This is a genomic window from Desulfocicer vacuolatum DSM 3385 (genome assembly GCF_900176365.1).
GTDB lineage: Bacteria > Desulfobacterota > Desulfobacteria > Desulfobacterales > Desulfobacteraceae > Desulfocicer > Desulfocicer vacuolatum.
The window spans coordinates 223,560-237,336 of the sequence record NZ_FWXY01000006.1; the positions used below are offsets into that span (position 1 = coordinate 223,560).

Annotated in this window: 12 protein-coding genes; 9 read left to right on the plus strand and 3 right to left on the minus strand. The window is 47.1% G+C overall.

All coding sequences use genetic code 11. The features are described 5' to 3' along the window. The first annotated feature begins 18 nt into the window (after positions 1 to 18). From B9A32_RS07705 to B9A32_RS07725, 5 genes are all read left to right on the plus strand, one after another. On the plus strand, positions 19 to 1,365 hold the full coding sequence (locus tag B9A32_RS07705; protein ID WP_212637856.1) for a B12-binding domain-containing radical SAM protein: 1,347 nt from the start codon (positions 19 to 21) through the stop codon (positions 1,363 to 1,365). Next, positions 1,362 to 2,849, plus strand: coding sequence for a B12-binding domain-containing radical SAM protein (locus B9A32_RS07710; RefSeq protein ID WP_084068196.1), 1,488 nt, complete (start codon positions 1,362 to 1,364; stop codon positions 2,847 to 2,849). The genes B9A32_RS07705 and B9A32_RS07710 overlap by 4 nt, the downstream gene beginning before the upstream one ends. A gap of 341 nt (positions 2,850 to 3,190) precedes the next feature. Continuing rightward, positions 3,191 to 3,787, plus strand: a complete 597-nt coding sequence (locus tag B9A32_RS07715; RefSeq protein WP_084068199.1) for an NUDIX hydrolase — start codon at positions 3,191 to 3,193, stop codon at positions 3,785 to 3,787. 437 nt (positions 3,788 to 4,224) lie between these two features. Continuing rightward, on the plus strand, positions 4,225 to 6,318 hold the full coding sequence (locus B9A32_RS07720) for a ribonucleoside triphosphate reductase (RefSeq protein ID WP_084068202.1): 2,094 nt from the start codon (positions 4,225 to 4,227) through the stop codon (positions 6,316 to 6,318). A gap of 14 nt (positions 6,319 to 6,332) precedes the next feature. Continuing rightward, a complete protein-coding gene (locus tag B9A32_RS07725) occupies positions 6,333 to 7,037 on the plus strand; it encodes an anaerobic ribonucleoside-triphosphate reductase activating protein (RefSeq protein WP_084068205.1) in 705 nt (234 codons plus the stop codon). A gap of 79 nt (positions 7,038 to 7,116) precedes the next feature. Here B9A32_RS07725 and B9A32_RS07730 read toward each other — a convergent pair whose 3' ends face one another. Beyond that, on the minus strand, positions 7,117 to 8,067 hold the full coding sequence (locus B9A32_RS07730) for a helix-turn-helix transcriptional regulator (RefSeq protein WP_084068208.1): 951 nt from the start codon (positions 8,065 to 8,067) through the stop codon (positions 7,117 to 7,119). Positions 8,068 to 8,232: 165 nt separating this feature from the next. Here B9A32_RS07730 and B9A32_RS07735 point away from each other — a divergent pair, with 165 nt between their 5' ends. The 4 genes from B9A32_RS07735 to B9A32_RS07750 all read left to right on the plus strand — a co-directional run bounded on the left by B9A32_RS07735 (position 8,233) and on the right by B9A32_RS07750 (position 12,891). Next, positions 8,233 to 9,084 (plus strand): HD domain-containing protein, encoded by an 852-nt coding sequence (locus B9A32_RS07735; protein ID WP_084068210.1) that lies wholly within the window; start codon positions 8,233 to 8,235, stop codon positions 9,082 to 9,084. A 3-nt stretch (positions 9,085 to 9,087) separates the two neighbouring features. Further along, positions 9,088 to 9,966, plus strand: coding sequence for a hypothetical protein (locus B9A32_RS07740; RefSeq protein ID WP_084068212.1), 879 nt, complete (start codon positions 9,088 to 9,090; stop codon positions 9,964 to 9,966). A gap of 338 nt (positions 9,967 to 10,304) precedes the next feature. After that, on the plus strand, positions 10,305 to 10,889 hold the full coding sequence (locus B9A32_RS07745) for a hydrolase (protein WP_084068213.1): 585 nt from the start codon (positions 10,305 to 10,307) through the stop codon (positions 10,887 to 10,889). Between the two features lie 202 nt (positions 10,890 to 11,091). Further along, entirely contained in the window at positions 11,092 to 12,891 is a 1,800-nt protein-coding gene (locus B9A32_RS07750; protein ID WP_084068214.1) for an adenylate/guanylate cyclase domain-containing protein, read from the plus strand. A 41-nt stretch (positions 12,892 to 12,932) separates the two neighbouring features. Here the strand turns inward: B9A32_RS07750 and B9A32_RS07755 are convergent, their stop codons facing one another. Together B9A32_RS07755 and B9A32_RS07760 are read right to left on the minus strand one after the other, a co-directional pair. Continuing rightward, on the minus strand, positions 12,933 to 13,124 hold the full coding sequence (locus tag B9A32_RS07755; protein WP_084068215.1) for an FmdB family zinc ribbon protein: 192 nt from the start codon (positions 13,122 to 13,124) through the stop codon (positions 12,933 to 12,935). A 43-nt stretch (positions 13,125 to 13,167) separates the two neighbouring features. Beyond that, entirely contained in the window at positions 13,168 to 13,632 is a 465-nt protein-coding gene (locus B9A32_RS07760) for a thioredoxin family protein (protein WP_084068216.1), read from the minus strand. Positions 13,633 to 13,777 lie beyond the last annotated feature (145 nt).

Genomic DNA, 13,777 nt, shown 5'->3' on the forward strand with positions numbered 1-13,777 from the left:
TATATGAAATATGGAGTTATGATGAAAATTTTACTTGTGCAGCTTCCAACCTCCCATTTGGGGGCCGGGGAAAAAGTGTACCCCCTGGGCCTCTCCCGACTCTCCGGCACGGTGCCGGACAGCGTGGAAAAAAAGGTGCTGGATATGAATATATGTGTGGACCCATGGCCTGCACTTAATGAAGCGTTGACACAGCAGCGGCCGGATGTTGTGGCCCTTTCCTTTCGGAATCTTGATCCCCTGGCAGGTCATCAGGCATCCTATCTGTCTTCTTTAAAAACAGCGGCCCTGGTGGTGAAAAACCAGCTCCCCGATGTCAGAGTTCTGGCAGGTGGCCCTGCTTTTTCACTTTTTGCCCGGCGCCTCATGGAGGAGGTGCCCCAGCTTGATGTGGGGCTCAAGGGAGAGGGGGAGTTGATTTTTCCCTTACTTGTGCAGCCGGACCCTGATTATGGAAGCATTCCCGGCATTATCTGGCGGGATGGGGGAGAGCTTGTTTTAAATCCCCCCGGGGCCAGGATTGACATGGATACCCTCCCGCCCATGGACCTTGGGGCCTTTCCTCCCCTGGATTATACCCATGGCAATGCCTATGTGGCGGCCATGGGCATTGAGGGAAAAAGGGGGTGCGATCTGTGGTGCGGCTATTGCCTCTATCCCTTCTTAGGAGGGAATCGCATGCGCCTTCGAAGCCCCGTCAAAATTGTGGATGAGATGGAATTGCTCCATAAGGATGCAGGGATAAAACTTTTTCATTTCACAGATGGGGTGCTCAACCGTCCGGCAGATCATTTTGAAGCGCTTTGCCGGGAGCTGATACGCCGGAATCTGGATTTTTCCTGGACCGGTTTTTTCCGGGAGGATTCCCTGACCCGGGACAACCTTGATCTGGCCAAAAAAGCCGGGGTGGTGGCCGTGTACTTTTCCGGGGATGCCCTCACCGATCATGGATTAGAGCTTTTGAATAAAAAAATGACCCGGGAGGATATTCTCAAGGCCTCCCGGTTGACGGCAGAACAAGGGGTGCTCACCATGTGCCATTTTCTGGTGAATCTGCCCGGAGAAACAGAAAATCATGTGAAAGAGGCTCGACAGATGTTGGATGAACTCCTTGCCATACACCATGCTGCCGGTAATCTGGGGGCTGTTATTTTTAATCATATCCGTCTCTATCCCGGTGCCCCCGTTACCCAAAAATTAATCCGTGACGGACATCTGGACCCGGAAACGGATTTACTTTATCCCGTATACCACAATCCGGCCCGGGGGAGCCATCTGCTCCATGAATTTGAAGCCCGGTGCCACAGTGCCGGTGTTTTTTCCCGCCTGAAACTGGATCAACATGCCATGGAGGTTGCAAAATGATAAACACAGTGGTTCTGGAACATCCCAGAATGCCTTCCACAAAAAGATTCAATGACATTGCAAATACCCCGTTGTGGTCTTGTCTCATGGGGGGATATGCCGCAGCTGCACTGGACAGGGCCGGATTTCATACCCGATTCATGGACGGAGCCCAGGGGGGGTGGAGTTTCCGGGAAACCGAGGAGAAAATCCTTTGTTCGGCCCCGGCGTTATTGTGTATCAATGCCGTCTATTTCTGGGAACATACCATTTTATTTTTTGATTTTCTGGAGGATTTGAAAAAAAAGGGCTTTAACGGCCATATTAATCTGTTTGGCTTTTTTCCCACTCTTGTGTATGGTGAAATTCTGGAGAAGTGGTCAGCAGTGGATTCTGTGGCGGTGGGGGAGTTTGAACATACCCTGGTGGAACTGGCAAACCGCCTTGACAAGGGAGAGGCCTTTCATGGAATTGAGGGACTGGCATCCCGGAAAAATGGTGGCCTGATAAAAACCCCGGTGCGATCACCGGAGAAAAACCCTGATCACTTTGCTTTTCCTTGGCGCTCCTCCCTGGAGGGGACGGTGACGGTGCTGGCCAGCCGGGGCTGTTATAATCATTGCAGTTTCTGCCCGGTGCCTTCCTTTTACAACCAGGGGCCGTTATGGCGGGGCCGGACCCCGGAAAACATTGCCCTGGAGATGTCGCAACTGGTTGCCCGGGGAGTGAAAAATTTCTATTTTGCAGACCCTAATTTCATTGGTCCCGGCCGCCGGGGTAAAAAAAGGGTGCTGGATCTGTTGACGCTTATTGAGCCTTTGAATATCCGTTTTGGCATGGAAACACGTCCGGCAGACCTGGATGATGAAATTCTGGAAAAATTGACAGCCGCAGGCTTTAATTCCCTTCTCATGGGCATTGAGAGCGGGTCTGAAAGAGTGCTTGGCAATTTAAATAAACAATCAGCGGCCCGGGCCGGGGCCGGGGCCATTGCCCTTTGCCGGAGGCACGGCATTGAGCCGGAAATCGGTTTTCTCATGTTTGTGCCGGACAGTTCTGTGGCAGATCTTCGGGCCAACATGGCTTTTCTCATGGAAAACAATCTCCTGGATCGGCTGGAGCGCACCGCTAATCTCATGTGTCACTGCCAGATTGTCCTTGCCGGCACCTCAGGGTATGCTGCATTTGAACAGCTCAACCGCCTGGAAAAAAGCGGTCTCTTCGGGTTTGAAGGGGAAGTGACTTTTCTGGACCCCGGTGTGGAATGGATGGCCCGGCGTGTGGTATTTGCCTGCCACACGGTGCTAAGGTCCATGTCAGACAAAAAATCCCCCATTTACTGGGATATGCCGGACATGACCGTGTCACAAAAGGTGAATGATTATCTGGTTGATCTTTTTTTCAGGCTCCTGGATCGAGTGGAAACCCGGGGACCTGAGGAAAATTTGTTTGATATGGAAAAAGAAATTTCCCAAGACATTTCAGGACTTCTAAAATCTGTTTAAGTAATATTTCCAGCGTTGTGGTGGGCAGAACGAGATCAGAATACGGTCTGCCCATGGCAGTTTATATACAATGCAGCCTCCAAGGCAACTTCAGCAGAGCCGCCCCCCGATGGGTAATAGGAACCGGACAATTGAGCTGTCTACAGTTCCGGTCCGGGCCCATTACCCATCGGGGGGCGGCGGTATAATACCATTTTCTATATTTGTTGTGTTCCACAGGGCATGCCCGTTTTATAAGAAATACTCCGCAAACCGGGGGTGTATTTTAAATTTTGTTGTGGGCAGAACCGGATCAGAATAAGGTCCGCCCGTGGCGGTTATAAAGAAAGGAGCTGAATGTAATGTTATCCCGTGAAATCCATTGCCGTGAACTACTCAGTCGCGCTGTTAATGACGCCAGCCACCCCCTTGCCCCGGATGCCGATCTGTTCCAACCCACCAGTGTCATGGCATTGGCCGGTGCCCGTCCGGACCCTTTTTTGCTCCTGATCCAGAAAGCCGACCGCCAGGGATATCCCTGGCGTAACCAGATGGCATTTCCCGGGGGCCATGTGGACCCTGAAGATCTCAACCGGGAGGAGACTGCCCTGCGTGAGCTTGAAGAAGAGATGAATATTCCCCGGGAGCAGGTGACTGTGGTGGGCTCCCTTGGCCATTTTCAGACCATTAATAATAGGGATATCGAAGCATTTCTGGGAATATGGGACCAAATGGGAGAGATTGACTTTGATCGAAATGAAATTTCCCGGGTTTTTAAAATTCCGTTACGCCATTTTGTTCAGATTCACAGGGATAAAAAATTCAACGGCAGATATCCGGATATCCAGGAATTGACCTACCCCTATGAAGATGTGGTGGTGTGGGGGGTTACGGCAAAAATTATTCATCATCTCATGGAAATTTTACCGGACAGACTCAACGGCTCTCATTCCCGTTGATGAATTTGAGTTGTTTTTTTATCCCACCGTATGGTCTTTATTTTCTTTTCACAGGTAATTTGCGCTGCCTGCCCGGTTTCTTTTTGTTTTTTTGCCGTGAGAACACCTATAAACCCCTTATCCCTTCCTTTAAATACCTTTTAATCAGGTCTCAAAATTAAGAAAATCAGCTTTGAAAATGCTTTTAGCACAGCAGATGCTCCGGCCATCTGTTTTAAGGATTTTTTTGGCCTTTTATTCCTATGTTTTCAAGTCGTTGTCTGATTTGATTTTTCAAAAAACACACAATATATCGTTTTATCGCTTGACTTAAATCTATATATTGATTATTTTTGCCTCCTCTGGTATTCTGTTTAATAAATGAAGAACTACCGGTAAAACGATTCAAAAACAGCCATAATTCATATAAAAAATCAGGGATTTCAAGGGAGCGGTGAATGTTTGAAAAAATAAAAAAACGTGACGGCAGGATTGCGGAATTTGACTCATCTAAGATCAGTGATGCCATAGCCAAATCAGGTAAAGAAACCGGCGAATTTGATGAAAAAGAGGCCAAGAAACTGACCATGAAGGTGATCACCCTTGCCAGGGATCTGCGGCTTGGGGTCTGTCCCGAGGTGGAAGAGATCCAGGACATTGTGGAACGGGTACTCCTTGATTCTCCTTTTTACAAAACAGCCAAAGCGTATATCCTTTACCGGGAGCAGCACAATCAGATTAGAAAGATAACCATCCGTGAACACCTGGATCTCATGGAAAACTATATTGGCCGCATGGATTGGAAGGTAAAGGAGAACAGCAATATGAGCTATTCTCTCCAGGGGCTTAATAATTACATCTCATCGGACATAACCGCAGAATACTGGCTCAATCGCATATATCCTCCCAGTGTCAGGGAAGCCCATGAAAAAGGGGACCTCCACATCCATGATTTGAGCCTTTTATCGGTCTATTGTGTGGGGTGGGATCTTCAGGATCTTTTAATGGAAGGGTTTAAAGGGGTGTCCGGCAAGGTGGAAAGTGCACCTCCCAAACATTTTCGAACGGCCCTTGGTCAGATGGTGAATTTTTTCTACACCCTCCAGGGGGAAGCTGCCGGGGCCCAGGCCATGTCCAATTTTGATACCCTGCTGGCACCCTTTGTGCGGGAAGATCAACTGGGTTACAAAGAGGTAAAGCAGGCCCTGCAGGAGTTTGTGTTCAATATCAACATCCCCACCCGGGTGGGATTTCAGACACCCTTTACCAATATCACCATGGATCTTGTGGTGCCCTCCATTCTCAAAGATTCTCCGGTGGTCATTGGAGGAGAATACCGCCGGGACACCTATGCAGACTACCAGCATGAAATGGATATGATCAACAACGCCTTTGCCGAGGTGATGATGGAAGGCGATGCCAAGGGCCGGGTGTTCACCTTTCCCATTCCCACCTATAATATCACCCGGGACTTTAACTGGGACAATGAAAACCTTGAAAATGTCTGGAAAATGACTGGTAAGTACGGTATTCCCTATTTCTCCAATTTTGTGAATTCAGACATGTCTCCGGATGATGCCCGGTCCATGTGCTGCCGCCTTCGTCTGGATAACAGAGAGTTACAAAAACGGGGCGGGGGCCTTTTTGGCGCCAATCCCCTCACCGGTTCCATTGGAGTTGTCACTATAAATTTGCCCCGTCTGGGATATATTTCCAATTCTGAACAGGAGTTTCTGGATCATCTGGATGCGTTGGTTAAAATTGCCGGAGAATCCCTGAGTATCAAGCGCAAGGTGCTGGAGCGATTCACCGACGGCAACCTTTACCCCTATTCAAAATTTTATCTTAGAAAAATTAAAGAAAGTGCCGGGTGTTTCTGGCGCAACCATTTTTCCACCATTGGGGTGCTTGGCATGAACGAAGCCTGTGTTAATTTCATGGGCAAGGGAATTGCCTCGGAAGAGGGACAGGCCTTTTCCATCCGTGTCATGGATCATTTGAGGAGCAAAATTGAAAAAATGCAGGTGGAAACCGGTGAGATGTTTAACCTGGAAGCCACCCCGGCCGAAGGAACCACCTATCGATTTGCCATGAAGGATAAGAATCGCTACCCTGAGATTCTCTGTGCCAATGAGGCAGAATACAAAGAGGGCAGTGATCCCTTTTACACCAACTCCACCCATCTGCCGGTGAATTACACCGATGATGTGTTTGAGGTGCTGGATCTCCAAGACGGTCTCCAGGTTAAATATACCGGTGGCACTGTGCTTCATCTGTTCCTGGGAGAAGAGGTGTGTGATGTGGAAATTGTAAAACAGATGGTACGTAAAGTGGCCAATAATTATAAACTGCCCTATTTTACCCTGACACCCACTTTCAGTGTGTGCGCCTCCCATGGATACATTGCCGGGGAAGAGGCCGTGTGTCACAAATGCGGGAAAGAGACAGAAGTTTACTCCCGGGTGGTGGGATATCTGCGACCGGTGAAGCAATGGAACAACGGTAAACAGACCGAGTTCTGCATGCGAAAAACCTTTAAAGTGGCGTCTTGAGGAGGGAAGTCCCAATGATTCTGGGCGGGCTTCAGAAAAACAGTCTCATTGATTTTCCCGGTACAGTGGCGTGTGTGGCGTTTACATCGGGGTGTAATTTCACCTGCCCCTATTGCCACAATCCGGACCTTGCAAAGGGAATTGTTTCAGATGTGGATGACGGCATTACACCGTCGGAATTTTTTGCATTTCTGGAAAAACGAAAAGGGCTCCTGGACGGGGTGGTGATCACCGGCGGCGAACCAACCCTTCAAAAGGATCTTCAAGGGTTTTGTTTTGAAATTAAAAACATGGGATACCGTATCAAGCTGGACACCAACGGCAGTCATCCACGCATGGTGGCAGGACTGTTAGAGCAGCAACTGGTTGACTTTGTGGCCATGGACATTAAAAGTAACCTTGACGGGTACCCTTCCCTTGTCAAGGGCAGCTTTCAGAAACAAGCGCTCATGGAGACGGTGGGGCTGCTCATGGAAAAAGCCCCTGCCTATGAGTTCAGAACCACCTGTGTTCGGCCTTTTATTGATTTGGAGATAATGGCAGGTATCGGGGAGATGATAAAGGGCGCCTCCCATTATATTTTGCAGCATTGTTCCCGGAATGTATCGGTGTTGAATCCCGTTTTTTTTGAGAAAGAAAACCGGTTTTTTCAGGATCATGAGATGCTGGCGCTTCAAAATGCGGTGAAAAGCTATGTTGTAAAATGTTCCATCAGATAAACATCTCAAGGAAAGGGGGCAGAAACAGATTCTGCCCCCTTTGTTTTTACTGCTGTATTGCACCGGGTCTGCCGGTTTTTTATGTCTGGGGGGATGAGTTGGACTCAGTTTCATCGGACTGGGGATAAACCATGCTGCCGGATCGTGACAGGTCGTACCCTCCCATTTCTTCTGCTGTTTTCTTAAAAAAATCTTCCTTTATAAGTCCCAGGAAAAGCTGGATACCCTTGTCAAAAAATCGATCCTTGGAAATGAGAAGGTCAAATCTTTCCCAGCATATGGGAATAAAATCAAGGCCCAGTTTTTCCGCCACGGGTTTAATTCCGGGGCCGGTATCGGCTTTTCCGGACAAGACAGCAAGGCCGATGTCCATGTGCTTTGCTTCAATTCTGTCATAGCCTTTAATGGAACTGCCTTTGATTCCTGCCTTTTTAAGTTCTCCGTCAAAGAGCTGACGGGTGCCGGTTCCAAGATTTCTGTTGACAATGGTGATATTGGGCTGCCCCAGGTCTTCCACGCCGTTGATGTTACGGGGGTTTCCCTTTTGCACCAGGAGGCCCTGTTGACGCATGCAGAAATTTACAGCGGCCGGCATTTTATTCATCTCTTTCTCAAGAAAAGGAAAGTTATACTCCTTATCAGGGCCGTTGGTGTCTGCCACCAGATGACTTGAGGCAATGTGGCACATGTTTTTTCTCAATGCCCTGATACCTCCCATGCTGCCGGTGAAACCGAACAGGGCCATGTGGTGGGGAGACTGGCTGTTAAAATGGGAAAGCATGGCATCTAAAAGCAGGTCATTACTGCCTGCAATGAGCACCAATCCGTGATAAGGGGGAAGTTTAGCTGCGGGTTCCGGATAGTTTATGGTCCCGGATTCAATCCACTGTCTCACCAGATCAATGGGAAAAAGCCATTTTCCGGTGACTTTGGTGGCGGGAAGGCCTTTATCGGAAATCAGGCTGTAAACCATTTTTTCGTTGATGTTTAAAAATTTTGCTACCTCCCGGGTTGAAAGCAATTCACTCATTGTTGGGACTCCTTTTACATGGGAATATGTTGGCTTATTTTATGAGCCATATCACATTCCGGCGTAAATCACTACGCCTTACACAGTATGGGTTGATGAATTTAAATAACCGTGGTATGCGTGGAAACAATTATCACAATTGATTTTTCGGGACGGAAGAAATTTATGAAGTCTGAAACACTGGCGCAGTTAAAACAGTTTTTTCTGGCATATGCGGATCAATACATAGAAAGATCCCGTGATCCTGAGCCATTGGTGCTGAAAAAAGACCATACCTTAAGGGTGTGCACGGAAATACTTGCCCTGGGCAAAAGCCTTGGGCTTGATGAGAATGGGATGATGCTGGCTGAAACCATGGCGCTTTTTCATGACCTGGGACGATTTGAACAGTATGAAACCTATAGAACTTTTCTGGATCATCAGTCGGAAAACCATGCCCGGCTCAGCCTTCGGGAAATTGATGCCCATGGTATACTGGCTCCCCTGTCATCTGAAGAGCAGCACCTTATTAAGCAAGCCATTGCTTTTCATAATGCCGCAGATCTTCCCCGGCTGGAGGATGATCGCTTGTTATTTTTCATGGGCCTGCTCCGGGATGCAGACAAACTTGATATCTGGCGGGTGGTCATTGAAAATTATACAAATCCCCGTCCGGGCAGTCAGCGGGCCGTTAATCTGGGCCTTGTGGATGACCATGGATTCAGCTCCCGGGCCGTTGACGCCATCCTGGCAGGGACATTTGTTAAAAGTGCTTGCATAAAACGACTTAATGATTTGAAATTAATGCAGATCAGCTGGCTGTTTGATTTAAATTTTCCCCAATCTGTTTTATGGGTGAAAGAAAGCAAATACATTGAAAAAATTGCTGCCACCCTGCCCGATGATGCCAGGGTGAGCAAGGCTGTTGCCCATGTATATGAATATATGGATACCTTTGTCTCTCCAAAGGGGTTTTCCGGAAAAAATGTGGCAGAGGAACAGGTTCTCCATGGCATTCACAGCCCGGCAGGTGTATAAATAATGGCCGGGACCATGTTAAAATCATGGGTGCCGCGGCTGCTGCTGTTTGTGCTTTGTTTTTTTTCCACAATTGTGGCGGCGGACAATCAGAATATGGGCATGGAGATTCCCCAGAATGGCTGTATTGAGATGTTTCCCCAAGGGTATGTTAACTGGACCACGGGCAAGGTGTATGCCGGTGGAAAAGTGGTGCCGTCGGACCGGAAAAAAGCAGATTCCCCGAATTTTATTCTGAGTGCGGCCCGGAGTGCCGCAAGGCGCAATCTCATTGAGATTTTAAAGCAGTTAAATATTTATGGCAACTTCAGTGTCGGAACCCTTGCTGCATCGGATGATCATATTCTTGCCGGCATTGAGAAAAATGTCATGGACGCCAAACTGGTTAAACAATCCTATACGTCCAACCGGAGCATTGACGTGATGCTGGAGACCTCCATATTCGGAGGGTTTCTTCAATTGGTGTTACCCGAAGAGATTAAATCCATTCCCACACTTCAGATCATTAATCCCCGCCCATCCTCCGGTGGTAATACACGGGAATACACCGGTCTGATCATTGATGCCACAGCCATCGGGTTTGAGCCGGTGCTTTATCCTGTGGTGGTCAGTGAGCTGGGCCAAAAGATATACAGTGCTCTTTTTGTCAGCCGTGAGTTTGCTGTGCAGAAAGGGGTGTGCCGTTATCTGTGCCGCATGGATTCCCCTGAAGCTTTGAAGTGGGTGGGAGACAATCCCATACAGGTGAAGGCACTTAGAAAAGGAGGGCTTGGAGATTCATCCATTGTTATCAGTAAATCCGATGGTGATAAAATTGAAAATATCCGGGAACGCCATGGGTTCATGAAGGCGTGCCGGGTTATTATTCTGGTGTCCCGGTGAATCTTTTCAATGGGCTCGACTTGGCAACTATAAATGATTTTTTTTTTATATGAAATACTCCGCAAATCAGGGGGGGATTTCAAGTTTTGTTGTGGGCTGACCGAGGTCAGAATACGGTCTGCCCATGGCAGTTTATATACAATGCAGCCCCCAAGGCAACCTCAGCAGAGCTGCCCCCCCCCGACGGGCAATAGGAACCGGACAATTGAGCTGTCTACAGTTCCGGTCCGGGCCCATTGGCCGTCGGGGGGGCGGCGGTATAAAACCATTTTCTATATTGGTTGTGGGCAGAGCCGGACCCAAATACGGTCTGCCTGTGGCAATTATAAAGGAGTGCAATGAATTCCTATATTCCCTCAAGAGAAGATGCCTTACTTCTTTTTAAGCGTTATAATAAAAGTGACAGCCTGTTGCGTCATGCCCTTTCCGTGGAAGCTGTGATGGGTCATTTTGCAGACAAATTCAATGAAGACAAAGAACCCTGGGAGGTGATCGGGCTGGTTCATGATCTTGATTATGAAATGTATCCCCATGAACATTGCATAAAATGCCGAGAGATTTTAATGGAACATAACTGGCCGGAAACTTACATTCGTGCGGTGGTCAGCCATGGATGGGGGATTTGTTCCGATGTGGAACCCCGGACCCGTCTGGAAAAAACCTTGTATGCCGTGGATGAACTCACCGGGCTTGTGGCAAGTGCTGCCCTGGTACGGCCCTCAAAGAGTGTCCTGGATCTCACAGCAAAATCCGTTAAAAAAAAGTGGAAGGATAAGCGTTTTGCTGCGGGTGTGGATCGTTCCATTATTGACAAAGGTGCTGATATGCTGGGTATGGATCGAACCGAATTGATCACCGAGACCATTTCCGGCATGAGACGTGTTGCCCAAGACATTGGCCTTAAGGGTAATGTATCTTCTTGATGTCGTCGGTTGTCAACGTTCACCGATATTTTAGCGCAATGGTACTCCTTGATTTTAAGAGGTACTTTTGGACAATGCCACGGTGCAGTGTTGGAGGAGACAAACCGGCATTGAGTTCGCACTATACGTGTTTTGCATTTAAAACCAGAGGACCTTTGAGTTGTCAATCTTTTTGACTGGTCCTTAAAGGGGAGTGTTTCCCATGATTTTATCCGTTCCTCAAATTCAGACAAAAATTAAGGAAATTGATGCGGTTTTTCATTCTTTTCAATTAGAGGGTTCTACAAGGGAAATTCTTGAGATTTTGGCCTGTTTTGAAAAAAAAACAGTTGAATCTATTGAGGTAATGGAGCTCAATGCTGTTGTAAAGTGGTATAAGAGCCTTTTCTTTCAAAAGGTTTTTTTGTTCCAGCGGGCAGAAGAGTTGCTGGATGAAGCCCTGGATGCCATTGATGGAAAAAAAGAGCAATATTTGTGTCGCTGGAAGGTAAAAATTTACATTTCATTGGGATATGTACACCGTGCCCAGTGGAATTATCAAGATGCTGAATTTTATCTGACAGGTGCTCTGGAATTGGCAAAATCCCTTCCAGAACTGCATAAGTTCCTTGGAGAGATCTATTCCAGCTTAAGCCAGGTCAGTCTGCTCCTTAGTCAGCATCACCAGGCCAGTAGATATGCGATTCATGAAAAAAAAGTATGTTTGGAACATTATCAATCGGCTCCTTCTGAAAAAAACAATGCCATTATATATGCATATGCCTTGATCAATTATAGTCGCATCAGACGTCTCATCGGCGTTTTGGATCATGAAAATGAGGAAAACCTCAGAGAAGCCGCAGAGATTTCTTCCATATTTTCCAATGAAAAATGCAGTATTATTTGCGCTCTGGAAACTGCGGAATTTAAGTTTGCCGCTCGACAAATGGGAGAGGCCTTGGATATGGCCCTGTCTTTGGAATCGAGTTTGAAAAGTCAGGGGCTAATTAAGGAGGCGTTGCAGGCTGGCCTGTTAGCGGCAAAGGTTTATGGGGAAATTTTGGATTATGAATTAGCTGAAGTAAAATTTAATGAGATCATCCAACAATCCCAGGCGCAGCATTTAAAAGTGGGAGAGATTGCTGCTGATGCATATTATGGGCTGGGACAGATCTGTTATCGAATGGATCAGGAACAAAGGGCCTACGATTTTTTTCGCCAATCTGCCAGAATGGGCATGGTACTTGGAATTAAAGATATTATCATTCGTTCCTTTGAAGCTGCCAGAACTATCGATAAATATAAAGCTCGGGAATTGCTGTCCTCCTCTCTGGCCTATCAGGATGCTGCTTTTGTGAGGAATCGCCTCAGCCGAAGCTTTTCCCCCTTTAAGAGTTCGAGAATTAGAACCCGGCTTTTTGCCACCACACTTTTTGTGGATATTGTGGGGTTCAGCAGCTTGATGAAGATGTCCGATGAGAGCTTAACCATACAGATGGTGGATGAATTCATTGACCGCATGTCTTTGATTATTTATCAGTACAATGGGTATATTGATAAATTTCTGGGGGATGGATTCATGGCTATTTTTGAGCATGGGAATCACATTTCCTCAAAGAAAGTCATGGATGCCATCTGCTCGGGCATTGACATTTACCGGGCGTTAAAGCATAAAAATCGTAAATTGGGTGCGGTGTACGGTGCTGATACAAAGATTAATGTTCGCATCGGGATCAGTACCGGGGAAATTTTTGCCATGATTCTTGGCAATTACATCAAAACAGAGTTTACCTATTTGGGCAATTCGGTGAACCTTGCCTCAAAACTGGAAAGTAGAGCCAGTAATCAATATATGCTTATTGATGAAGAGACCTGGCTCCAGGCAAAAGATAGGATTGTGTCAGAACCTGAGGATATCATCATCCCCGGCCTGGGCAAAACTTCTGTGCATAAAGTACTGAGGCTTGCCCGGATGAACAAGCGACCGGACTTGAGTGCAGCAAAGACACAAAAGACACAATAGAACGGTTGGGTGCGACAAACTGCCACAAAAGGTCAGCCCGCTCATGAAAATCCCTTGGGTGCGTCTGCCGCACAGGTGCCTATGCTGGCCCCCATGAAGCTACAGGCACTCATGATTTTGTTCACCTCTTTACTGTGGCATTTGGGGCAGAAAATTTCTTCCTCATCCCCGGCAAAAACAAGTTTTTCAAAAACGGTTTCACATTTTTCACAATGGTATTCATAAATAGGCATGGCGTCATCCTTTTTTGATATTAACTAAATTTTCGGCAAAAATTTAAAGGGTTGCCTTAAAATCCTGGTAACTCATTTTTTCATAACTTTCAGTGTTAATAAATTTAAGTATGGTGAGCAGGCGGTTGGCGTCAATGTATCCGGGCATACTGCTTAATTTTCCACTGTCTGATTTGAGAAACCAGGTGGTGGGAAGGCCCCTGACACCAAAGCGGGATGCAATTTTTTTTTCTCTGTCGGAATCCACAGTGATGGCGATGTAATTTTTGTTGAGATAATCAATGATCCCTTTATCCTTAAAGGTGGTCAGCTCCATTTTTTTGCAGTATGTGCACCAGTCTGCATGGAAATAGAGAAAAATTTTTTTGTTTTGTTTTTCTGCCATGGCCATCCCTTTTTCATAGGTGGTCCAGGTGATTCTTGTGGTTTTCTCCGGTGTGGCAGCCCATGCAAATGTGAGTGAACATGCCAGGAGTATGAGGGTTATGGTGCGTTTTTTATACTTCATGTTGGATTTCCTTGTTTTCTTTTTGATATTAAAAAAGTAGATTTCTGGGTACTGGGTACTGGGTACTGGGTACTGGGTACTGGGTACTGGGTACTGGGTACTGGGTACTGGGTACTGGGTACTGGGTACTGGGTACTGGGTACTG